The 22,375-nt window shown below is 57.6% G+C and carries 27 protein-coding genes; 20 read left to right on the forward strand and 7 right to left on the reverse strand.

What is annotated here, in order from left to right:
- Positions 1–32 precede the first annotated feature (32 nt).
- The 15 genes from I6E42_RS03925 (at position 33) to I6E42_RS03995 (ending at position 10,997) form a co-directional block, all read left to right on the forward strand.
- Positions 33–800, forward strand: a complete 768-nt coding sequence (locus tag I6E42_RS03925) for a hypothetical protein (protein WP_235370621.1) — start codon at positions 33–35, stop codon at positions 798–800.
- 31 nt (positions 801–831) lie between these two features.
- Entirely contained in the window at positions 832–1,935 is a 1,104-nt protein-coding gene (locus I6E42_RS03930) for a CHC2 zinc finger domain-containing protein (RefSeq protein ID WP_235370622.1), read from the forward strand.
- A 1-nt stretch (position 1,936) separates the two neighbouring features.
- Complete coding sequence (locus I6E42_RS03935; protein ID WP_235370623.1) at positions 1,937–2,089, forward strand: hypothetical protein; 153 nt, start codon at positions 1,937–1,939, stop codon at positions 2,087–2,089.
- A complete protein-coding gene (locus I6E42_RS03940; protein WP_235370624.1) occupies positions 2,090–2,308 on the forward strand; it encodes a hypothetical protein in 219 nt (72 codons plus the stop codon).
- Between the two features lie 20 nt (positions 2,309–2,328).
- Complete coding sequence (locus tag I6E42_RS03945) at positions 2,329–2,577, forward strand: hypothetical protein (RefSeq protein ID WP_235370625.1); 249 nt, start codon at positions 2,329–2,331, stop codon at positions 2,575–2,577.
- Positions 2,578–2,919: 342 nt separating this feature from the next.
- Positions 2,920–3,204 (forward strand): hypothetical protein, encoded by a 285-nt coding sequence (locus I6E42_RS03950; RefSeq protein ID WP_235370626.1) that lies wholly within the window; start codon positions 2,920–2,922, stop codon positions 3,202–3,204.
- A gap of 587 nt (positions 3,205–3,791) precedes the next feature.
- Positions 3,792–5,645 (forward strand): recombinase family protein, encoded by a 1,854-nt coding sequence (locus I6E42_RS03955; protein WP_235370627.1) that lies wholly within the window; start codon positions 3,792–3,794, stop codon positions 5,643–5,645.
- Between the two features lie 70 nt (positions 5,646–5,715).
- The gene (locus tag I6E42_RS03960) at positions 5,716–6,096 is read left to right on the forward strand and encodes a SpoIIIAC/SpoIIIAD family protein (protein ID WP_235370628.1); all 381 of its coding nucleotides are present in this window, start codon (positions 5,716–5,718) and stop codon (positions 6,094–6,096) included.
- A complete protein-coding gene (locus tag I6E42_RS03965; protein WP_235370629.1) occupies positions 6,093–7,160 on the forward strand; it encodes a stage III sporulation protein AE in 1,068 nt (355 codons plus the stop codon). Before I6E42_RS03960 ends, I6E42_RS03965 begins: the two co-directional genes overlap by 4 nt.
- On the forward strand, positions 7,157–7,654 hold the full coding sequence (locus I6E42_RS03970) for a hypothetical protein (RefSeq protein ID WP_235370630.1): 498 nt from the start codon (positions 7,157–7,159) through the stop codon (positions 7,652–7,654). The genes I6E42_RS03965 and I6E42_RS03970 overlap by 4 nt, the downstream gene beginning before the upstream one ends.
- A complete protein-coding gene (locus tag I6E42_RS03975; RefSeq protein ID WP_235370631.1) occupies positions 7,651–8,166 on the forward strand; it encodes a stage III sporulation protein AG in 516 nt (171 codons plus the stop codon). Before I6E42_RS03970 ends, I6E42_RS03975 begins: the two co-directional genes overlap by 4 nt.
- Before the next feature lie 26 nt (positions 8,167–8,192).
- Positions 8,193–8,801: a SpoIIIAH-like family protein gene (locus tag I6E42_RS03980; protein WP_235370632.1), complete on the forward strand. Its 609-nt coding sequence runs from the start codon at positions 8,193–8,195 to the stop codon at positions 8,799–8,801.
- 309 nt (positions 8,802–9,110) lie between these two features.
- Positions 9,111–9,485, forward strand: coding sequence for an Asp23/Gls24 family envelope stress response protein (locus tag I6E42_RS03985; RefSeq protein ID WP_235370633.1), 375 nt, complete (start codon positions 9,111–9,113; stop codon positions 9,483–9,485).
- 173 nt (positions 9,486–9,658) lie between these two features.
- The gene (locus I6E42_RS03990; RefSeq protein WP_235370634.1) at positions 9,659–10,132 is read left to right on the forward strand and encodes a DUF6323 family protein; all 474 of its coding nucleotides are present in this window, start codon (positions 9,659–9,661) and stop codon (positions 10,130–10,132) included.
- Entirely contained in the window at positions 10,119–10,997 is an 879-nt protein-coding gene (locus tag I6E42_RS03995; protein WP_235370635.1) for a DUF6179 domain-containing protein, read from the forward strand. The genes I6E42_RS03990 and I6E42_RS03995 overlap by 14 nt, the downstream gene beginning before the upstream one ends.
- Here the strand turns inward: I6E42_RS03995 and I6E42_RS04000 are convergent.
- The 6 genes from I6E42_RS04000 to rpsB all read right to left on the reverse strand — a co-directional run bounded on the left by I6E42_RS04000 (position 10,986) and on the right by rpsB (position 17,706).
- Positions 10,986–11,939, reverse strand: a complete 954-nt coding sequence (locus tag I6E42_RS04000) for a TAXI family TRAP transporter solute-binding subunit (protein WP_235370636.1) — start codon at positions 11,937–11,939, stop codon at positions 10,986–10,988. The genes I6E42_RS03995 and I6E42_RS04000 overlap by 12 nt on opposite strands.
- Before the next feature lie 134 nt (positions 11,940–12,073).
- Positions 12,074–13,327 (reverse strand): sodium/glutamate symporter, encoded by a 1,254-nt coding sequence (locus tag I6E42_RS04005; protein WP_235370667.1) that lies wholly within the window; start codon positions 13,325–13,327, stop codon positions 12,074–12,076.
- A 156-nt stretch (positions 13,328–13,483) separates the two neighbouring features.
- Positions 13,484–14,179: a response regulator gene (locus tag I6E42_RS04010; RefSeq protein WP_235370637.1), complete on the reverse strand. Its 696-nt coding sequence runs from the start codon at positions 14,177–14,179 to the stop codon at positions 13,484–13,486.
- 3 nt (positions 14,180–14,182) lie between these two features.
- Entirely contained in the window at positions 14,183–15,784 is a 1,602-nt protein-coding gene (locus tag I6E42_RS04015; protein ID WP_235370638.1) for a sensor histidine kinase, read from the reverse strand.
- A gap of 173 nt (positions 15,785–15,957) precedes the next feature.
- Positions 15,958–16,878, reverse strand: coding sequence for a translation elongation factor Ts (gene tsf / locus I6E42_RS04020; RefSeq protein WP_235370639.1), 921 nt, complete (start codon positions 16,876–16,878; stop codon positions 15,958–15,960).
- Between the two features lie 99 nt (positions 16,879–16,977).
- Positions 16,978–17,706 (reverse strand): 30S ribosomal protein S2, encoded by a 729-nt coding sequence (rpsB, locus tag I6E42_RS04025; protein ID WP_235370640.1) that lies wholly within the window; start codon positions 17,704–17,706, stop codon positions 16,978–16,980.
- Positions 17,707–18,063: 357 nt separating this feature from the next.
- Here rpsB and rpmE point away from each other — a divergent pair, with 357 nt between their 5' ends.
- The 5 genes from rpmE (at position 18,064) to I6E42_RS04050 (ending at position 22,001) form a co-directional block, all read left to right on the forward strand.
- The gene (gene rpmE / locus I6E42_RS04030) at positions 18,064–18,267 is read left to right on the forward strand and encodes a 50S ribosomal protein L31 (RefSeq protein ID WP_160666733.1); all 204 of its coding nucleotides are present in this window, start codon (positions 18,064–18,066) and stop codon (positions 18,265–18,267) included.
- 116 nt (positions 18,268–18,383) lie between these two features.
- Positions 18,384–18,884 carry a flavin reductase family protein gene (locus I6E42_RS04035; protein WP_235370641.1) on the forward strand — a complete coding sequence of 167 codons (501 nt, stop codon included), beginning with the start codon at positions 18,384–18,386 and terminating at the stop codon, positions 18,882–18,884.
- A gap of 608 nt (positions 18,885–19,492) precedes the next feature.
- Entirely contained in the window at positions 19,493–20,782 is a 1,290-nt protein-coding gene (gene hflX / locus I6E42_RS04040) for a GTPase HflX (protein WP_235370642.1), read from the forward strand.
- Between the two features lie 50 nt (positions 20,783–20,832).
- A complete protein-coding gene (locus I6E42_RS04045; protein ID WP_235370643.1) occupies positions 20,833–21,363 on the forward strand; it encodes a GNAT family N-acetyltransferase in 531 nt (176 codons plus the stop codon).
- Positions 21,360–22,001 (forward strand): YigZ family protein, encoded by a 642-nt coding sequence (locus tag I6E42_RS04050; RefSeq protein WP_235370644.1) that lies wholly within the window; start codon positions 21,360–21,362, stop codon positions 21,999–22,001. The genes I6E42_RS04045 and I6E42_RS04050 overlap by 4 nt, the downstream gene beginning before the upstream one ends.
- Positions 22,002–22,091: 90 nt before the next feature.
- On the opposite strand, the gene rpmB is transcribed toward I6E42_RS04050, so the two are convergent.
- Positions 22,092–22,280: a 50S ribosomal protein L28 gene (gene rpmB, locus I6E42_RS04055; protein ID WP_087288054.1), complete on the reverse strand. Its 189-nt coding sequence runs from the start codon at positions 22,278–22,280 to the stop codon at positions 22,092–22,094.
- Between the last annotated feature and the right edge of the window lie 95 nt (positions 22,281–22,375).

Here is a 22,375-nt window from a genome sequence, read left to right on the forward strand (position 1 = left end):
CCCATGCCCGGAATGATTGGAGGATTTATTAAATGACGGAAAATACCATGAAAAGCATTCCCAGCATCAATACGGTGGATGGCTTCAACCCTGCAGAATTTACTCGTGAGCTTCCCAATGAGGATGGAACTCTGAGCCTGTATCTGGACGTCAAGTATCGGATGCTCTGGTTCCGACTTCATAGGCCCAACGGAAAGATCGACACAGAAATCATCCACGTTGATGAGAAGTCCGCTGTAGTCAGCTGCAAGCTCTATTCTGATCGAGGTGATCCTGCTAATCAGTATCTGGCAAAATCCTGTGCTCAGCGTTTCGTAAGCCAGGAAAAGTATGGCGATCGTTACCTTGAAATCGCGGAGACTGCTGCAATCGGTCGTGTTCTTGCAGCCGCTGGCTATGGAACTCAGTTCTGTGGCGCTACGGATATGCTCAGCGGTATTATCGCTGATGCTCCGGTAGATATGACTGCTATAGAAGACGCTGCAACGGCCCCTGTAGAGGCCAGCAGCCGCGTTATTCATCAGGTGAGACCTACGTCTCAGCCTAGCGAAGAGAAGCCTGTAGCCCCGAATAAACGTGAAATGACGACCCTTGAAGACTACCTCAACGGCATGACGTTGGAGGATGCGAAAAACGTTGTCGTGGATGTCGGAAGATATTCCGGTACCAGGCTTGGTGAGATTGTTATGAGCAATCCGAAGGACCTGGATTGGTACGTGAAGTATTATGCTGGTAAGAACTTGGCATTGAAGGCGGGAGCGATCCTTCTGATGGAGGCAGCTACTGCTAAGGCGAGCTGATGCAAGCCCTGCAGATTGGAGGTGAAGTAAAATGGGCATTGATCATAATCTGCCGTTCAGCATTGGGGATGTTGTAGAACTCCTGGGAATCAAGGTAGTTCGAAACACCGGTACCCAGCTGCATTGCAGATGTCCATTTTGCGATGATAAGAAGGCACATCTGAATGTGAGATTGAACAAGAACGTCTTTCGCTGCAATCGCTGTGGCAAAGGCGGTGGCATTCTTCACCTTTATGCTGCAGCGCATGACGTTTCTCTGAATATGGCATACGAAGAACTGTGCCGGGTTTATCAGGCAGATAATCGACCAGTGCAAAAACCTCTCAGTACGCCAACAATTATTCAGCCGGAAATGCCAATTGCATCGAGTGCTGTACGAAACAACACCTATAGTAATCTGCTTTCCATGCTTTCATTAGGTGCAAATCATCGGGAGTCCCTGCTTTTGCGGGGACTCTCAGGTGAGGATATTGTCAGGCTCGGGTACAAAACGACTCCCGCAGTCAGAGCACCGAAAATCGTAACACAATTGCTGGAACGAGGTTGTGAACTTCAAGGTGTTCCTGGTTTCTATTGCGATAGCGATTCTGGTCGCTGGAAGCTTGATATCAGAGGGTCTGGCATCATGCTGCCGGATAGAAACAGCAATGGGGAGATTGAAGCAATCCAGATCCGACTGGACAAAGTCTATAAGTCGAAGTTCAACAATTTGACGAGCGTTGACCAGTACTATGGAACGAGCGCTGCCTGTTGCCCACACTTTGTTGGCGTTACTGATGGCATAGAGTCGGTTTATCTGACAGAAGGCGTTATGAAGGCCGACATTGCCCACCACCTTTCTGCAGAACTCGGGTGCCCCAGACCTTTTGTAGGCCTTACCGGAGTTGGTAACATAAATCAATTTCTCAGGGCGCTGGATGAGTTGGACAGAATGGGCGTTAGAAAGATCATGGTGGCATTTGATATGGATGCTATGGTGAATGATAGTGTTCGGAAAGCTAAGGATCGGGTTATGGAAACGGGCTGTGATGCCGGATTTGATATGACGCCGATTACATGGGATCCGCAATACAAAGGAATTGATGACCTGCTATATGCCGCAAAGAAAAAACGGCTATTTCGTTTGGAGGAATGAAATGAGCGTTGATTTTTACTATTCAGATCTGCGTCCTGATGCTCAGGAGCGATTTCTGAAAGCGCAGGGGATAACAGATCCAAAAGAAGGGAACTTCGACATGGATATTGTTCCTCTGTTCACTGTTGAAGATATGAATACGGAGGGATGCTGAATGGATGAAGTGAAGCACAATCGCTTTGTAAAAGTCGTTGAGAAACGAATGGAAGTTCTTATCAACGATTTCTATAAGCTCGGAAATTGCGCATCCAGAGTGTCTTATGATTACACAGAGGATGAAGTGAACGTGATTCTTAATGAATTGGAGAACCAGATTACAATTCTTAAAGAACGCTTCGCCGGTCGTAAGCGATTCACTTTAGGGCCTGACTAATAAAGGAGGGAAGACAGCATATGATGATACCGAATGAACTTTCTGCTAAATTCAATACGTTGGAGGGCAGAAAGCAGATCATTGCGGAGTACGCAGACAGTGATACCATGTTTGTCGGGGAAAATGAAGACGGTGAACGCGTCTACTTATCTGTTGCAAGTACCGGCATGGTTCTGAGAACTGAGCAGGAAAATGGATGGGTTCGCGTAAACTATTATGACGCTGAAGGGGAAGCTACCGGCGAAACCTTCGACGGTAAATGGATTTAATTGCGAGAAGGGTCGTGGCTAATGTGCCACGGCCCTTCCGTTTTTATGTGCAGCATACCCAAATGTACGCTACAGAAAAAATAAAACTGAGAATTACAAAAAAGTTCTGATCGATACCTTAAAAAATGGCCATTTTTCTCTATTTATTATGAGGAAACAATTCCACCTATTAAACCGGACTTACTGGGCATGTTGTTGTTCGTTGCATAGATGTTCCGTAAAGACTATATGGAGACACTATGTCCAAACGAAGGATAAATAGAGTCTTTTTGTCAGGCAGGAATAATCCTCAAGATCCAGTCGTATGTTTGTCCCAGACTGAGGAAAGGGGAGTGCCTGAGCATGAGCGAAGCTGATCAGAACAGAATTAATTGTACGATTATTGAAGTGCCAGAAGGGGAAGCAAGGGATACTGATTATAGCTTTGCAAAAGAAGCTTTGGAAGTGCGAAGGAATCATCAGCCTCCCATTTCATACGAACAGATGAAAGCTGATTTGGAAAGAGAAGTGGTGCTATACGCGCTTGAGCAGCTGAGAGACCAGGGAGTCATCGGCCAGACGATGTATGAGAATGCTGTCAATATCGCACTGAAAAAGCTTAGTGCCAATAACAGTAAAGGGGAATAGCTTGCTATTCCTCTTAATTCAAATATCTGGGAAGAACAAGATATTGTGATTATACTTCTACGGAGGAGGCATGAAAAATATGGATGGAAATATGAAAATGGCTTCTGGTGATGAGTTTACTCAATACTCGCACAGACTTGAGGCTGCAGATCCGGTGGTTGGCAGCCGCATTGGTTATTACACTGTTTTGAAGAAAGCTGGACGAAATAGATATTACCAGCAAAGGTATCAGATTCGATGTGAATGCTGTAAGCAGATTTTCATACGGACCCTTAATAAGATTAAAGAGGCAGAAGGGAAGGATGTCTGCAGGCATACGAAGCGAACGACAAAACCTGCAACAGATCCTCACCCGTGCGCATACTGCGGCCAGATGACAACAAACCTGAAGTACTGTTCGAATACTTGCAAGTCCACAGATGTCAATATGAAAACAAAGAAGAAGCCGCCAAAGCTCTGCCTGCTTTGTGGCAAGCCTACACCCAACAGAAACTGCAACCTTTGTAGCCCGGAATGCAGACGTCTACATCGACTCCAGAAAATGTATGGCTTAGAAGTAGACACCCTTATCAATGGAGGCGAAACCTGTGGAGGATAAAAGAGATCTTTATTTTGATATCAAAGATGAGATCAACAACCCGTATGGAATACGGAGATCGAAACTTTCACGTAGCGATATAACCGATGACTTCGGAAACCTCAGTATATACAAAGTAGAACAGATGCTGCGAAGAGGTGTGCGCTTGGTTGATCTGCCGCTGATCGTGTCCTTCTATGCGAGAGTTAGTACTGATGAAGAGGTTCAGCTTCATAGTTTGAGTTCACAGATTGGCTACTATGACCACATGATCAAAACAAATCCTAACTGGACATTCTTCAGAGGGTACTGGGATGAGGGTATTTCCGGTACCTCGGTTAGAAGAAGAGAGCAGTTTGCTGAGATGATTCGGGATGGGTATGAGCATAAATTCGACTTGATCATCACGAAAGAAATCAGTCGATTTGCTCGTAATACTATGGACAGTCTTCAGTATACCCGTGAACTGCTGAAGCGAGGCGTTGGTGTCTACTTTGAGTCTGATGGTGTACTGACGCTTGAACCTGACTCGGAATTCCGGCTCACGATCATGTCCAGCGTAGCCCAGGAGGAAAGCCGAAAGACATCCGAGCGTGTTCGGCGCGGTAACAGGATTTCCGTAGAAAACCATGTTGTTCTTGGCAGCAACCGGATTTACGGGTTTGATAAAGAGAAAGGAAAACTGACGATCAACGAGCAGGAAGCTGAGATGGTCCGCATGATATTTGAACTATTCACGGCTCAGATGTACGGGCTCAGAAAGATTTCACGGCTCCTTTACGATAAAGGGTATCGGAGCTATAGCGGTGGTCGCATCTCTGAGACAACAATCCAGCGAATCCTGAGAAATCCCAAGTATAAGGGTTATTACTGTGGCGGAAAAACAACTAAGCACAGGCACCTGAGTTCTGAGGTCATCAAAATCCCGCAAGAAAACTGGGTCATGTTTAAGGATGAAACGGGTGAAATAGTTCCTGCCTTGGTGACTGAAGAGGTATGGGGGAGGGCTCAAGAACTTCTGGACAGGAAGAGCCAGGTGTTTGCTGAAGGCGGCAGAATCGTCAATTTTAAGGGCAGCTATACATATAGCGGTAAAATCATGTGTGAAGAGCACAGGCAAGCTTATTGTCGTAGCATCTATAGGAATAAAAGGAAAGATGGGTCTGTAAACGAAAGAGAAGTGTGGCAGTGTCTTTCGTATGTAAAACAGGGCAGAAAGGCCTGTAGCAAACCTACCCTATATACAGAGGAACTCAATAGAGTCATGATGGATATGGTAAACACAATATTAGAAAACAAGGACCGCCTCACTAACTTGATTAAGGAAACCTGTGCAGAGGCATCCAAGATTTCTGGCGGCGAAGGACTAATCCAAGAGTTGCAGAACGATATTGAGCTTATCAAAAAGAGAAGGGACAAGCTTCTTGATATCCTACTGGCCGGTCGCATCAATGATGCGGAGTTTGATAGTCGTAACAAAACGATGACAGATGAGATTGAAGCAAAAGAGGAACGGATTATGCAGCTCACTATGGAGGCGAAATCGAGTACTGATTTTACTGCAGAAGGGGAGCGGTTGTGCAAGACATTGGAGTCGGTCTTTTCTTTTGTTGGTGGCTTTAATAGGAAGATTGTGGATTCTATTGTTGACCTTATCCTCGTCAAGACGGAGACGACAAAGGAGAGAGTTTTTCTCGACGTATATCTCAGAAATCAAAATTTTGATGATCCGACACGATTCGCCAAAAGTGGCTCTGGGTTACTTGTTTTCAGAGATACAAATCAATTGGCCCGCAAAATTCAGGAGTATTCGAGCAATTTTAGTTCTATCTTCTTGTCTTCTGAGCTCTGGTGGTGGTGCTGATGATGGTGGTCCAGGAGATCGCGGACCTGTTTGACATGGTCAAGACCCTGTTCCACCTGTGATGGAGTGGATGGTCAAGGTAGCTGCCGTGGCCATCGCGGCGGCGGTATTGGGGACAGTGCTGCGGAAAACCACCCCGGAGCTGGCGCTGCTGCTGGCCCTGTGCGCCGGGCTGTGGATCATGGGGGTGGCCGCCGGCGGACTGGGCGCGGTGGCGGCCCTGATGGAGGAGTTGGCCGGCCTGTCCGGCCTGTCGGAGGAGCTGTTGGAGCCGGTGGTCAAGACGGTGGCCCTGTCCATTCTGACCCGGCTGACGGCGGAGATCTGCCGCTCGGTGGGAGAGCAGGGCATCGCCGCCTTTGTGGAGACGGCGGGGACGGTGCTGGCTCTGGCGGTGGCCCTGCCTTTGGTGCGAGCGGTGACGGTGCTGATGGCGGAGATGCTGACATGAGGCGGATGGTGATTTTCGCGGTGCTGGCCCTCCTGTGTATGGTACCCTGCTGGGGCGCGGAGGCGCCGGAGGTGCCGGGCCTGGAGGAATTCTGGGACCAGGCGGAGGACTACGGCTTTACCGGAGGCGGCAGTCTGGACCAGGGCTTGTCCGCCTTACTGGAGGAAGGCCTCGGCCAGTTGGCCGGCTTGTCCGGCGGGGCAGTGGCCACGGGGCTGAAGCTGCTGGCGGTGGTGCTGCTGTGCGCCCTGGCCGACGGAGCCGGGGCAGATGGGAACAAGGAGGGGATACAGGTGGTGGAGTTGACCGGGGCCCTGGCCATCACGGCCCTGACCATGACGGACATGGCCTCCATGATCGGTCTGGGTCGGGATACCATCGGGCGGATGGACGCCTTTGGGGAGGTGCTGCTGCCGGTGATGGCGGTGCTCACCGCGGCTACCGGCGGGGTGACGGGAGCCGCCGTCCGGCAGGGGGCCACGGTGCTCTTTTCCCAGCTGCTCCTCACTGCCATGGACACGCTGCTCATCCCCTTGGTCTACGCCTATGTGGCGGTGAGCTGCGCTTACGCGGTGGTGGGCAATCCCGGGCTGAAGCAGATGGCCGGGCTGCTGAAAAGTACCGCCACCTTCCTGCTCACCGCCTTCTTGCTGGCCTTTGTGGGGTACCTCACCGCCAGCGGAGCGGTGGCGGGCAGCGTGGACGCCTCCACCGTCAAGGCGGCCCGGATGGCCATTTCCCGGGCCATCCCCGTGGTGGGCGGCATCCTGGCCGACGCCTCTGAGACCGTTCTGGCGGGAGCGGGAGTTCTGCGGGGAACGGTGGGCGTGGCAGGGATGCTGGTGGTGCTGGCCATCTGCCTGACGCCCTTTTTGCGGCTGGCCCTGCAATATCTGGCCTATAAAGGCACCGCGGCCCTGTGCGCCGTGGTGGCCCAGCCCCGGCTCAGCCAGCTCATTGACGCCATCGGCAGTGCCTTCGGCCTGGTGCTGGGGATGACAGGGGCCGCGGCACTGGTGCTGTTGGTGAGCATGGTGTCGGCCCTGTCGGCGGCGGTCCCATGACCGGGGGGCTGAAAAGCTGGCTGATGGCGGTCATCGCCGCCTGCGTTCTGTGCGCTGTGGCGGAGCGGCTCATGCAGCCAGGGCCGGTAAAGAAGGCGGGAAGCGTGACCTGCGGACTGGTGCTGATCTGGGCGGTACTGACACCTCTGGTCCACCCGGACCTGGCATCGGGACAGGCCTGGCTGGAGGAGTATCTGGACAGCGTGGAACAGCGGGAGACGGAATTGCGGGACCAGGTGAACGAGGGAACAAAAGTGCTCATAGAACAGGAATACGCCGCATATATTGTGGACAAGGCGGCGGAATGGGGGATCAGCTGCACCGCCTGGGTGAAATGCCGGGCAGGGGAGGAGGGCCTGTATCTGCCCGAGGAGACTGTGGTGACAGGCGCTCTCAGCGGAGAAGAACGAGGCAGGCTTACCCAGATGATCCGGGAGGACCTGGACGTCTCCGAGGAACGTCAGACCTACTGTACCGAGGAGGGAGCGCCGTGAGGGAAAAATGGCCGGAGTGGCTCCGGAAGTGGAAGGGGGTGCTGGGGAAGCACCAGTACGCCCTGCTGGTCATCGCCCTGGGTGCGCTGCTGATGCTGCTGCCTTCCGGAGGAGAAAAAACCGAAGGGACGGAGAGCGGAACGGAGGTCCAGACCGACTGCTTTGACCTGGAGGCGTTTGAGGAGAAGCTGGCGGACACCCTGTCCCAAATCGCCGGGGCGGGGAAGGTCCGGGTGACCCTCACCGTGGACAGCGGCAGCCGCCGGGTGCTGGCCCAGGACCGGGAGCAGGACCGGGACGGAGGCGGGTCGGTCTCCACGGTGACAGTGGGCCGGGGCTCCGGAACCCAGGAGGTGGTGCCGCTCCAGACCCTGGCGCCGGAGTTTCGAGGGGCGCTGGTGGTCTGTCCCGGCGGAGGAGACGCCAGAGTCCGGCTGATGCTGACCCAGGCGGTGTCGGCCCTCACCGGGCTGGGAACGGACCGCATTTCCATTTGTGAGGGGAATCCATAAAATTTTGAGATCAGGAGGAATCAACCATGAGGACGGGAAAGTCGGGGGCCAGCTGGTCCCAGCTGTGGAAACGGAACGCGGTGGTGGTGGCCATCGCCCTGTTCGTGTGCGCGGCGGTGTATCTGAACTGGAACTATGAGCAGGAGGCCCAGGCGGGCAAGACCCTGGGCCAGTCGGCCATGGTGGGCAGCGAGACAGGGGACCCCCTGGTAAAGAACGTGGCAGGGGACGGCGTTTCCCAGCAGGACGGCACCGGGGACACTGAGACCTCAGCCGCCGCGGGGGACTACTTCGCCACCGCCCGCCTGAACCGGCAGCAGGCCAGGGACAGCGCCCTGTCCCTGCTTCAGGACGCCGCCGCCCGTGAGGGCGCCGACGAGACGGTGAAGACCCAGGTCAACGACACCATCCAGACCATGGCCTACTACACCGTGACCGAGGCCCAGATCGAGAACCTGGTGGTGGCCAAGGGCTACGCCGACTGCGTGGCCTTTATCGGGGAGGACTCCCTGAGTCTGGCGGTCTCCGTGCCGGAGGGGGGACTGACCGAGGCGGACACCGCCAAGATCGTGGATGTGGTGAACCAGACCGCCGGCTTCACCGCGGACCAGATCAAGATCATCGAGGTGGAATAAGATCTCAGAAACAGCGCCCTTCCGACCGGTCCGGGATCCTGACCGGCCGGATTTTTTCTGCCCATTCCGGGGCGGGAGGAAGTTTTTCCGGCCCGCAGTTGTCAAAAGAGAAGGATTATGGTATAATAGCCACAAAGCGGCTATGATACTTTGATTTCTGCCGTTTTGCTCCCGCCCTGCGGGCGGAACCGCAAAACATAGGACATGATATCATCCCGGCTTTGCCGGTATGGTATCAGATCAAAAACGCAGCCGCGGACAGTGTTCCGCGGCGGGACAACGCCGAATGATTGAAGGAGCGTGGCAAACATGAGTGAGAACAAAGAGTACGTCTCCCGTTCCGACGAGCTGGGGAATATCCATATTTCCGAGGAAGTGCTGGCCGCCATCGCCGCCGCCGCCGCCCTGGAGGTGGAGGGAGTCAGCGGTCTGGCTGCCAACCTGGGCAGCGACATCGCCGAGCTGCTGGGCAAGAAGAATCTGGCCAAGGGCGTCCGGGTGAAGATGGAAGAGGACAAGGTGGAGGTGGAGCTGTCTGTGCTCATGGCCTATGGCTACACCATCCCCGAGATGGGCAAGTCCATCCAGGAGGGGGTCAAGAACGCCATCGAGTCCATGACCGGCCTGGAGGTGGCCTGTGTCAATGTGAATGTGGGCGGCATCACCCTTCAGCCCAAGGAATAAGTGAGAATGTCAACGGCTCTCCGGACACACCGGAGAGCCGTTTTTACAGCAAAAGCAGGACGGGAGGAAAAATTTTTCCTCCCGTCCTGTGGTTATATTACCACAAAATGGGGAAAATTTCAAGCCTTGTCATTGGCGCGGCTATGGAGTAAGAAGAATAGGAGGTGATGGGGATGAAAGAAGAATGGCTGGCGTGCATTGGATGGATGACAGCGGAGGAAAACGGACTGGAGCGGTGCAACGCCCTGACAGAGGGGTACGGCCTGTCCCTGAGCCGCCCTCAGATGGAACGGCTGGCGGTCCGGCGGAGACAGGCCCTGCGGGCGGCGGGACGGGTGGAGTTCGGCCCGGGCATTCTGCCCAAGCTGGTCCTGGCCTTTCGGGACTCCCCCTATCTGGAGCAGTCCAGCTATGAGGAGACGCTGGCCGGACTCCAGGACCTGTTCTACCAGCTGAAAAGCCAGTGCAGGGAGCGTCTGGCGGACGATGAGCTGATCGGGGCCATGAGGCTGCTCTACAACGGCCCCGGCGGAGGGAGCCTGGATTACCTGGCCGGTTTCTCGGCGGACAAGCTGTGTCAAATCGGGCGGACGGGACGCCTGGAGGAGACGGAATGGGAGGAGATTCTTTGGTATGAGGAATGGTGAGGCGCTGAATCGTACCGGGGGACAGGCCCCCGGAGCAGAAAAATTGCTCCGTCTGCTGAAACGGCAGGCGGAGCGGTATACCGGGGGCGACAGCACCTCCATCCCCGTGGAGACCGCCCGGGAGCTGCTGGAGTCTGTCTGCTTCTGCCTGGAGACAGGGCCGGACGGAGCGCTGCCGGAGGGGGATCTGGAGGCGGCCTTCCAGGCGGGGTTGGACCGTGTGGAAGGAAAAATTGCCTGGGGCCGGGCATTGTGGGAGGCAGTGAAGGACCATATGCCGCCGGTGGAAAGCCGGTCCATGGACGACACGGTGGCGGGAATCGGAACCTTTTGGGCGCGCTATGACTACCGGCTGTTCGCCCACCTGGTCCCCTGTGACATCGACTACCAGCTGGCCATCCCGGTGTCGGAACAGCTGCGGGGGGTGGACTATGTCAACGCCTATCTTACCCATTTGTGGGTGGAAAACCACTTCCTTCGCTGCTTTTCCGGGCAACGGGAGAAGGCCCTGCTGGAGGGGTATTGCCCCGATTACAGGACGTTGCTGGTCAACCTGTTTGAGCCGGTCTTCGCCGCGGCGCTGGGCCTGGAGCTGTTGGGCAGGGACCCGGCGGAATTGAACCTGACCCCGGCAGATCGGGAGGAGCTGACGGCGCTGTTCCGGGACCTGCCCCGGCGGCAGATGGAAGAACTGCTGGAGCAGGGGGCGGACCGGCTGGCCCAAAGACTGGAACTGGCCGGGCAGAAAAGCCGGGAGTATCTCAGAGAGTGCGGCCGGTCCTTGGCGCCCAGGATCGCCGCCGCCCGGGATGTGGGCGGCATGGAAGGGGTATTTCCGGGGAATGGTCAGGCGTCAGGAGGATAGGGAGTCGTAAAACGCCTCGGCGCCCTTGTGGAGCGGGATGGGGAGGTCCTCATACAAAAAGCCGTCCAGGACCATATCGGCCATGGCGGGGTGCTCCTGGGCCAACGCCTCCCGGGCGTCCCACAGCCCCTGGGTCAGGGAGCGGACCAGCTCCTCGTCCATGGAGGCGTTGACGCACAGCAGGGCCTTCACCCCAAAGGTCTGGATGTCCGTCCGTTGACCGGAATAGGTCCCGGCGGGGATGACGGCGGGGGTGTAGATGGGATGGAGCGACAAAATGGTGTCCAGCTCCTCCTGGGTGTAAGCCAGGACGCGGCAGGAGACCTGGTCGGTGAGCTGGCTCAGCCCCCGGATGGGGATGCCGGAGAAGCCGTGGATGGCGTCCAGCTTGCCCTGGATCACCTGCTCCGTCCCGGCGCCCAAGCCGCAGTTTTCCAACGTGGCACTGGATTTGTCCAGACCGAGAACCTGGATGGCAGCCAGGGCGGCCAGTTCTGTGGTGGAGTTTTCCGGTCCCACGCCAATATGCATCTCCATCAGGTCGTGGACATAGCGGGCGCCGGTGGAGACGGGCGCAATCCAGTTGGAGACGCTGGTAAACACGGCGGCAATGGCCCGCAGCTCCGTGCCGTTCCCATCGGGATCGTGGAAAGCGGTGTAGGCCGCGTCGCCGGAGACCAGGGCCAGGTCCACCTGTCCGTCGGCCAGATTCTGGATATTCATGACGGAGCCGGTGGACGCACCCACGTTGATCCGGAGCTGATCGGTGCTCAGAGCCTCGGCAATGGCGCTGCCCACGGGGTACATGGTCCCGCCGCTATCGGCTGTGCCGATAGTCAGCACATGGAGCGGGGCGGAAGCGGATGGGCCGGGGCTCTGGCAGCCGGCGGCGAGGAGAAAGGCCGCAAGAGCCAACAGGGCAAGCAGACGTCTGGGCCGCATATGGGTCACCTGCCTTTCTCAATGGATGTACCATTAAAATATACCACAGAATGAAGTCCCCCACAAGGAAAAGACGAAAAAAGACTGCGGAAGATACCGCAGTCTTTTTTCGTGAAGAAATGGGAGAGGAAAAATCAAGCGACAAAACCACCGAACAGGGAGAGGAAAATGGGATTGTAGATGTCGTCGATCAGCACGGCCAGGGAGGGGTAGAGGACCCAGGCCACATTGTGCCAGCCGTACTGGTCCATGACAGCCTTCTCATTGGCCACAGCGTTGGGACCGGAGCCACAGCCCCAGCCGCAGTTGCCGGCGGTCATGACGGCGGCGCCGTAGTCGCGGCCGAACAGGTTGAAGGAGACGAAGATGCCAAACAGGGTGATCAGGATGGCCTGGGCCACCAGGATGACGCCCATCTGGCCGGCGACGGGGGCCAGGGCGGTGATGTCGATGGTCATAAGTACCAGCGCCAGGTAGAGTTCCAGGAACATATGCTCGATGGCGTCCACTTCAGGCGTGTAGAACTTGATGTTGGCGGCCTCCATCACGTTGCGGGCGATGGCGCCGGCGAACAGGCAGCCGATGAACTTGGGCATCTCGATCATGGGGATGTTGTCCAGCAGGCAGTAGATGGGCATGCCCAAGGCGCACAGCAGCAGACACATGGCGAACATGGAGATCATGCGGCCGTTGTTCAGCTCGGGGACCGCACCGGAGGCAACGGCTTCGGGCTTGTCGTTGGGGTCGGACTTCAGGTGGTGACGGCTGATGAGGAAAGCGGCCACGGGACCGCCGATCAGAGAACCCATGATGTTGCCCAGAGTGCCGGCGGCCACGCCCACGGTGGTGGCGGACTCGGGGGCGCCGAACTTCTCGATGAAGATGGGACCGAAGGCGGAGGCGGTGCCAACGCCGCCGGACATGGCGGCGGAGGAGCACTGGAGCGCCAGCAGGGGGTGCAGGCCCACCAGGTTGCCCACCAGTACGCCCACCACATCCTGGAGGGTGATGAGCAGGCAGGCGGCGAGGGCAATCATGGCGCACAGCTTACCACCGGCTTTTTTCAGCATCTTGAAGCTGAATCCGAAGCCCACGCACATGAAGAACAGGTTCTGGCACAGGTCCTTGACCACCTTCACATCGAAGGACAGGGCGATGATCCCGGTACCCTTCAACAGGGCGACCGCGATGGAGAACAGCAGGCCGGACACCACCGGCGCGGGAATGGCGAACTTCCGCAGCAGGGAGGAGCGCCCTACGATGGCGCGTCCCAGGAAGATCACCAGGGCGGCAAAGCCCAGGCTGGTCAGGTACTCGAATTTGAAGGAGATGACTGCTCCGTCCACACCGGGGGTGAGAGTGCCAAAGTAACTGAGAATGGTTTCCAACATGACACAGGTTCCTCCTTTTCTCATGGCAGTTTTTCTGAAAACTGCTTCTCTTGGCGTAAAGATTATGTGAAAAAGAGGAAAAGGTCAATTTTAAGTAATTAACGAACTACTTTCGTAAGTAAAGTAGAAAAAACTCTGGTGATTGTACACAAGTTACAGGGCCGCGGATTTGAGAGAATAACGAATGGCTGGACGTCCGCCCGTCTGATAGTCGATGGAACTGACGATCTCGCCCGCCTCCGCCATGTGGTTGACGTAGCGCCGGATGGTGATGCGGGAGAGACCCAGGTGTTCCGCGACCTGCTCGCTGGTGAATTGGCAGCCGGGGTGGTCGGCGAAAAAGCACCGTACTTTGTCCAGCGTCCCCGCGTTCAGCCCCTTGGCCAGGGGGACGGCCGCGGCGGCGGGGGGATCGGAACGGCCTCGGACCAGGCAGTCGATGGAGGACTGGTCCAGGCAGGGAGCCCCGTCCTCCAGCAGCTGCTGCGCCTGGACAAAGCGCTCCAGAGCCTGTTGAAACCGGGCGTACTGGAAGGGTTTGACCAAATAATCCAGCACGCCCCGGGAGAGCATCCCCTGGACGATCTGGCTGTCGCTGGCTGAGGTGACCATGATGACGGCGGGGGCCTTGCCCATGGCGTGGAGGCGGTCTAAAAACTCCATCCCGGTCATGGAGGGGGTGTAGTAGTCCAGAATCACCAGGTCCGCAGGGTGGGAGGACAGGTAATCCAGCCCCTCCATTCCGTTTTTGCACAGACGGGCCACCTGAAAGGCGGAATCCATCTCCACATACCGCCGGTCAATGGCAGCCACCATGGGGTCGTCCTCAACGATCACAACTTGATACATGGCTCACGGCTCCTCTCGTGTAAAGGTCAGGGTAAAGCAGGTGCCCTCTCCCGGTTCGGTGTCCACCTGGATGCTCCCGTGGTTTTGGCGGACCAGCTGGTCCACCAGGTAGAGCCCCAGACCCCGCCCCTCCCCCTTGGAGGAGCGGCCCTTTTCCCAGATGTAGGGCAGCCACTGGGGATCGATGCCGCCCCCGGTGTCCTGGCAGAGGATCAGGTTGCAGTCCGGGCGGCAGTAGAGGGAGAGCTTGATCTCCTTGACTTCGGGCTGGCTACGGGAGAGTTCCTCAATGGCGTTTTCCATCAGGTTGCCCAGGATGGTGGCGCAGTCATCGGCGGGGAGGAGCAGGTCCTCCTCCCGGCAGTAGCTGTCCTGGGACACGGTGAGCAGGATGCCCAGCTCCGCCGCGTGCATCATCTTGCCGATGATCAGCGCGCACAGGTGGGGGGCGCGGATACAGTCCGCCGTCTCCCGGATGGACTGGCTGGAGACCAGGCTGCTGTTCATGATAAACTGGATGGCGGCCTGGGTCTGGCCGGTCTGGAGGTAGCCCAGGATCACGTGGAGCTTGTTCATGAACTCGTGGTTGAAAAAGCGGAGGGTGTCCAGCATGTACCGGGTACCGGACAGCTCGTCGGACAACTTGCGCATCTCCGTTTTGTCCTGGAAGATGTTCAGCACGCCCTGATAGCCGTTTTCGCCCCGGATGGGAACCTCGCTGGCCAGGATCTGCCGGTCGCCTAGGACCAGGGAGCGGTTGTGGTTGGACTGACCGCTTTGAGCTACGCTGACGCACAGGCTTTCCGGGAAAAACCGGGTCAGGGGCTGGCCCAGGAGGGTATCCTCTGCCGGCTGGAACAGCTGCCGTCCCGGTTCGTTGGCAAAAATCACGGTCCCGGAGGGATCGGTGGCGATCAGCCCCTCCTCGATGGAGTTGAGAAGGTCGTCCTGCTGCAAATAGAGGGCCAGCAGCTCGTCAGGGCGGTGGCCGCGGAGGGAGCCCTTCAGCAGGGTGACCAGCCCCCGGGACAGCAGGAAGGCGGCCAGCAGGGCGGCGCAGAGGATCAGGACAAAGACCAGGATCAGGGAGAGGCTGCGCTGCATAATGTCCGAGCTGAAAATGGCCACGGTGACAAAGCCCAGGATCTCGCCGCTGGCGGAACAGATGGCGTGAAAGGCTTTGCGCTGGCTTCCATGGGTCCCGTGGCCGGTGGTGATGTAGGGAGCGGCGCCCGCCAAAATGGGAGCTTCTTCTCCGGACATGAAGGTCTCGCCGGTTTCCTGGCGGCTGGTGTGGTAGAACCGCAGCCCTTCCCGGTCGTAGACGGCGATCACATCCAGCTCCGGATAGCTCTGGTGGAGCCGGTCGAGCTGCCGGGTCACCTGGCTGTCGGGGTAGCCCCGTTCCAGCATCTGTACCACATTGTCCTGGGAGGCGATGTAGCTGGCGGTGCTGCTGATGACGGAGTCCAGGGATTGAAAGTGGCGGGTCAGGTCGTAGGACAGGGTCAGGCAGAGGGTGATGAGCAGGAGCAGGGCGCTGGTGGCGAAAAAACTGAGAAACAGCTGCTTTTCCAGGGGGAACTGTTTGAATTTTCGTATCATGTCGCACCTCACAGGGCCGGGGCGTAAAAGATTTTACGGAATGACGCAGGAAGGCCCGCCGGTAAACCGTAAATCTTATTATACAAAACTTTGCCGGGAATGAACAGGGGGGAGACGAAAAAAGGGTCCCGGAACGTGTTTCGTTCCGGGACCCTGGTGCTGTGAAGGGGAAATTACTTGATCATGGAAGCGACTTCGGCAGCGAAGTCGTCCTCCTTCTTCTCGATGCCCTCGCCGGTCTCGAAGCGGGTGAAGGCCTTGACGGTGATCTTGCCGCCCAGCTGCTTGGCAACCTCGGCCACGTGCTTCTCCACGGAGATCTTGTTCTCCTTGACGAAGGCCTGCTGCAGCAGGCAGTTCTCCTCGTAGTACTTGCCCAGCTTGCCGATGACGATCTTCTCCTTGACCTGCAGGGGCTTGGAGGCCATCTTGGGGTCGTTGTCCATCTGAGCCAGCTGGATCTCCTTCTCCTTGTCCAGAGTGGCCTGATCCACGTCGGACTTGTCCAGGAAGGAGGGGTTCATAGCGGCGATCTGCATGGCCACGTCCTTGCCCAGCTCCACGACCTTGCCGGCCTCGATGCCCTCGACGGCCAGGTTGACCAGCACGCCGATCTTGCCGCCCATGTGGATGTAGGGCACGTTGACGCCCTCGGCATAGCGGACGAAGCGGCGGATCTGGATGTTCTCACCGATGGACAGCACCTTGTCGGCGGTGACGTCGGCCACGGTACGGTCGGTGCCGGGGTACTTGCAGGCCTTCAGGGCCTCCACGTCGGCGGGGTTCTCGGTGGCCACCACGGTGGCAACAGCCTTGACGAAGTCCTGGAAGACCTCGTTCTTGGCCACGAAGTCGGTCTGGGAGTTGACCTCGAGGATGACGCCCACGCCGTTGTCGGCCACGATGGCGTAGGAAACGCCCTCGGCGGCCACCTTGCCGGCCTTCTTGGTCTGGGCGGCGAGGCCCTTCTCGCGCAGCCACTCGATGGCCTTGTCCATATCGCCCTCAGAAGCGGTGAGGGCCTTCTTGCAGTCCATCATGCCGACGCCGGTCATCTCGCGCAGCTTCTGTACGTCCTTAGCAGTAATAGCCATATTGATTACCTCCATTTTATCTCAGGCCGGGGAACCGGCCGTTCTGTTGAAAACAGGAACAGCGCCCGCCCGCCGGGCGGGCGCTGTCAAAATCAAAAATTACTCGGCGGCGGGAGCCTCAGCCTCAGCGGCGGGGGCCTCATCCTGACCCTGCTTGCCCTCCTGGATGGCGTTGGCCATGACAGAGGAGATCAACTTGATGGCGCGGATGGCGTCGTCGTTGCCGGGGATGACGTAGTCGATCTCGTCGGGATCACAGTTGGTGTCCACGATGGCGACGATGGGAATACCCAGCTTGCGGGCCTCGTTGATGGCGTTGCGCTCCTTGCGGGGGTCGACCACGAACAGGGCGCCGGGGAGCTTCTTCATCTCGGTGACGCCGCCCAGATACTTCTCCAGCTTGGCGATCTCGCCCATGTGCTTCATGACTTCCTTCTTGGGCAGCATGTCGAAGGTGCCGTCCTCCTGCATCTTCTTCAGCTGGTTCAGACGGTCCACGCGGCCGCGCATGGTCTTGAAGTTGGTGAGCATGCCGCCCAGCCAGCGGGCGTTGACCCAGTACATGCCGACGCGGGAAGCCTCTTCCTTGATGGCCTCCTGAGCCTGCTTCTTGGTGCCCACGAAGAGGATGGTCTCGCCCTTCTCGCCCAGCTCACGGACGAAGTTGTAGGCCTCTTCCAGCTTCTTCACGGTCTTCTGCAGGTCGATGATATAGATGCCGTTGCGCTCGGTGTAGATGTAGGTGGCCATCTTGGGGTTCCACCGACGGGTCTGGTGGCCGAAGTGAACGCCGGCCTCCAGCAGCTGCTTCATAGATACGACTGCCATGGTTGTTTCCTCCTGTTATTTCAGTTGATTCTTCTGGGGGCATCATGTCCTCCGCCAACCGGGCACATGTCCGGCACCGGGCGAAAAATCCGCACTCCCACGCATAATGCTTTGGTATCTTACCACAGTTTCCATGGGATTGCAATAGTTTTTTCCGGTTCCAAGAAGAAAAATTCCTGATTTTGCCGCTGGAGCCGGAAAAAGCGTGGAAAACCAGGCGGGATCTGGAAGCGGAGGAGGGGTGGAAAATCCCGAGAAGTTTTTTGAAAAAAGAGGTTGCTTTTCCGGGAAAACTATGCTATTATATCAGATGCGTTTACGAAACCATCCTCCCATCGGAGAAAGAGGTGAATATAAATGAAGGAAGGCCTCCACCCCAACTATCAGCAGACCACCATCCGGTGCGCCTGCGGCAATGTGATCGAGACCGGTTCTACCAAGAAGGACATCCGTGTTGAAGTGTGCTCCAAGTGTCACCCCTTCTACACTGGCAAGCAGAAGATGGTGGACACCGGTGGCCGTGTCAGCCGCTTCAACAAGAAGTTTGGTCTGGACAAGTAAGATCCTGCTTTCAAAAGCCGCGCCGAGTATTCGGTGCGGCTTTTTGCAAATTTCAGGCCCGGTATCAAAGCCGGCCCCCTGGCATAAACTGAATTATCATCACAGGAGGTATCATCATGCTTCATTCTGTCGATCCCAAGACTCTCAGTGAAAACGTATTTTCCCTCATCGGTGACAAGTGGATGCTTATTACCGCCGGTACGGCGGAGCGGTGCAACACCATGACCGCCTCCTGGGGCGGCCTGGGCGTGATCTGGGGCGCGCCCGCCGCCACCTGCTATATCCGTCCCCAGCGGTATACCAAGGAGTTTGTGGACCGGGAGGAGTATTTTACCCTGACCTTTTTCGGCGAGGAGTGGCGCAAAGCGCTGGCCCTTTGCGGCTCCAAGAGCGGCCGGGACGTGGACAAGGTGAAGGAGTGCGGCTTCACGGTGAAGACCGCCGCCTGCGGCGCGCCCTATTTTGAGGAAGCCGACCTGGTCCTGGTCTGCCGCAAGCGCTTTGCCCAGGAGATGGACCCCGCCAATATTCCCAATGATGTGAAGGAGAAGTGGTATCCTGATCAGGACTACCACACCATGTATATCGGCGAGATCGTTGATGTCCTGCAAAAGTAAATTTTCGTTTATGGGGTGAGAAGATTTCGCCCAGCGGGGCGAGTTCCTTTTGCAGCGATGCAAAAGGAACCAACGGCCCAGGCCGCAAAATTCGAATGGACTCACACCGCCTTTTTGCTTCGCAAAATTCGGAGGTTTTACGGGGAATCAGCAATACAGCCCGCCTCGATGCAGGCAAAACCTGTTCTTGATGCTTCTTACTTCCGTGGCCCGCCGGGGCCGCCCGGTGGGACGTGCCACTGAATCTAGTTTTGCACAACGGGGCGGGGCAGCGCAGTCAGGAACCACGCCGCACAATTCGGAATCCCAGGCGCGGTATTCAGCGGCTGTTCCAATCCAGGTTTCCCCCTACCCAGGGCCGAAGGTCCGGAAAGAGAGGCAACAAAACCGGGCTTTGCGCGCCGGACGCAAGGAACACTTTCCCAATCGGACTCTCATCGGGTCCGGGCCCGCAGGCCCGGGGAACTTTGGCTACTTTCCTTCCCTGGAAAGTAGCTCGCCCGAAGGCGAAACTTACCCAATCCCCCGTCCCGCCCGTAGGCGAAATCCTCAGAAAACGAAAATTTACCCATCCAATGTCACAAGTTCAACACAACTTCGGAGGAACTATGACCGACAACAATACACAAGAAAAGATCAACCGGGCGGTGCTGGTAGGCCTGAACGCCTTCAGCCTGTCCAAGGAGGAGAACGCCACCGACGCATCTATGGAGGAACTGTCCGCCCTGCTGGAGACGGCGGGGGGCGAGACGGTGGGGATGGTGCTCCAGTCCAAGGACAGTCCCGATCCCCGCACCTTCATCGGCGAGGGGAAGGTGGTCGAGGTGAAGGAGCTGGCCCAGGCCATGGGGGCGGACATGGTGATTTTTGACAATGCCCTGTCCCCCTCTCAACAGCGGGCACTGTCTGAGGACCTGGGGGTGTCTGTCCTGGACCGCTCCGCCCTGATCCTGGACATTTTTGCCCAGCGTGCCCGGACCCGGGAGGGCCGTCTCCAGGTGGAACTGGCCCAGTACCAGTATTTGCTGCCCCGGCTGATCGGCATGTGGAAGCACCTGGAACGGCAGGAGGGCGCCATCGGTACCCGCGGCCCCGGCGAGACCCAGCTGGAGAGCGACCGGCGGCACATCCACCGGAAGATCGCCAAGCTGAAGGAGGAACTGGAGCAGGTGCGGCGGGTCCGCGCCACCCAGCGGGTGCGCCGGGAGAAAAACGAGGTTCCGGTGGTGGCCATTGTGGGCTACACCAACGCGGGCAAATCCACCCTGCTGAATAAGCTCACCGGGGCGGACATTCCTGCCAATAACCGGCTGTTCGACACCCTGGACACCACCACCCGGACCCTGGAGATCTCTGACACCTGCACCGTCCTGCTGTCCGATACCGTGGGCTTCATCCGCAAGCTGCCCCACCACCTGGTGGAGGCCTTCAAGGCCACTCTGGAGGAACTGTCCTTTGCCGACCTGCTGCTCCATGTGATCGACACTTCAAACCAGGAGTGGCGGGAGCAGGCTGAGGTGGTGGACCAGCTCATCCATGAGCTGGGGGCCGACCGAACCCCCCGTATCGAGGTGTTCAACAAGTGCGACTGCTGGGACGGGGACGTCCGGCCCCACGGGGAGAATATCGTGTCCATCTCCGCCAAGACGGGGGAGGGGCTGCCCGACCTGCTGGCCGCCATCGGCGCCAAGCTGGACAACGGCGCCAGGCGGGTGACCATCCACCTGCCCTATGACAGGGGCGGCCTGCTGGACAAGCTGTACCAGGACGCTAAAGTGGAGAAGGTGGACTATTCGGAGACCATCGACGTGGTGGCCGTCTGCCCGCAGAAGATCATTGGACAGTTGGGTCCCCTGGTGGAGGGGTGGAAGCCCCATAAGGAGCCCTGGGAAGAATAATTATAATAAGGTAGGGGCGCACAGTGTGTGCGCCCCAGTGAGAGAACAAGATGATACTAGAAACAAAACGCCTGCTCCTGCGCCCTTTTACAGACACAGACGCGGAGGATCTGTATGAATACGCCCAAGACCCCAGGGTGGGGCCCACCGCCGGGTGGCCTGTCCACACCAGTCGGGAAAACAGCCTGGAGATCATCCAAACTGTCTTTTCCGCCCCGAATGTGTTCGCCGTGGTTGACCGTGACAGCGGCAGGGTCATCGGCTCGGCCGGGTTTGTGGACGGCCACTGGGAGGGAGTGCCCAAGCCCGACGATGAGATCGGTTACGCCCTGAACCCCGAGTTTTGGGGCAGGGGCCTGATCCCTGAGGCGGTTGCAGAGCTGCTGCGGTACGGCTTTGAGGGATTGGGCCTGCAAACCATCTGGTGCTGCCATTACGATGGAAACGGGAAGTCCCGCCGGGTCATTGAGAAGTGCGGTTTCCGGTTCCGGTTCTCCCGGGAGACAGAAGTGACGCTGATGAACGAGCGGCGGCTGACCCATTTTTACGCCCTGACAAAAGAGGAGTGGCAGACCAGATGACCGAATACTATATCCCCACCCGGCCCAGCGAGACAGAATTTGTGGAAAAGCGCTCCCGCTTCATCGGCCACGTCTGGCGGGTGGAGACGGAGGAGGAGGCCCGGGCGCAGATCGAGGCCATGAAAAAGCGGTACTACGACGCCCGGCACAACTGCTGGTGCTACATCATCAAGGACGGCCCCGTCCGCTACTCCGACGATGGGGAGCCCCAGGGGACGGCGGGCCAGCCCATGCTCAACGTGTTCCAGCGGGAGGGCGTGGTCAACGTCTGCTGCGTGGTCACCCGGTATTTTGGCGGGATCCTGCTGGGAGCGGGGGGACTGGTCCGGGCCTACACCCAGGGAGCCAAGGACGCCCTGGACGCCGCTGGGATCTCGGTGGTCCGCCGCTGGGTGGCCATGGAGGTGCCCTGTACTTACGGCCAGTTTGAGAACATGCGCCGGGAGGTGGACGCCTTCGGCGGCGTGGTGGAAAATGTGGATTACGGGGCGGATGTAGTGCTGTCCGCCCTGCTGCCCGAGGAGCGCGCGGCGGGCTTTTCGGCCCATATCCTGGACATTACCGCAGGTACCGTGGAGGTGCTGGAGGACGGGGAGCGGTTCAAGGATGTCCCTTGGAGAGGGCCGGCCCAGGCATAAAATAGCCGGCGCGCTGCGCGCCGGCTGTTGCTTCCTTCATAATAAAAAGCCTGTGTCCAACAGACACAGGCTTTTATTTGCCATATTCCATTACACAGCGCGGGTGACCTTACCGGAACGGAGGCATCTGGTGCAGACGTACACGTGAGTGGGAGTGCCCTTCACGATCGCCTTCACGCGCTTCACGTTGGGCTTCCAGGTGCGGTTGGAACGGCGATGGGAGTGGGACACCTGAATGCCGAAGGTGACGCCCTTGTCGCAGAATTCGCATTTGGCCATGTTGCTTACCTCCTCGCTATGAGAATCGCTTTCAAAAAAGCCTCGACTGATATGATAACAGATATTGTGACAGATTGCAAGAACTTTTTTTAAAA

It is taken from the genome of Pseudoflavonifractor phocaeensis, assembly GCF_021531815.1.
GTDB classification, from domain to species: domain Bacteria; phylum Bacillota; class Clostridia; order Oscillospirales; family Oscillospiraceae; genus Lawsonibacter; species Lawsonibacter phocaeensis_A.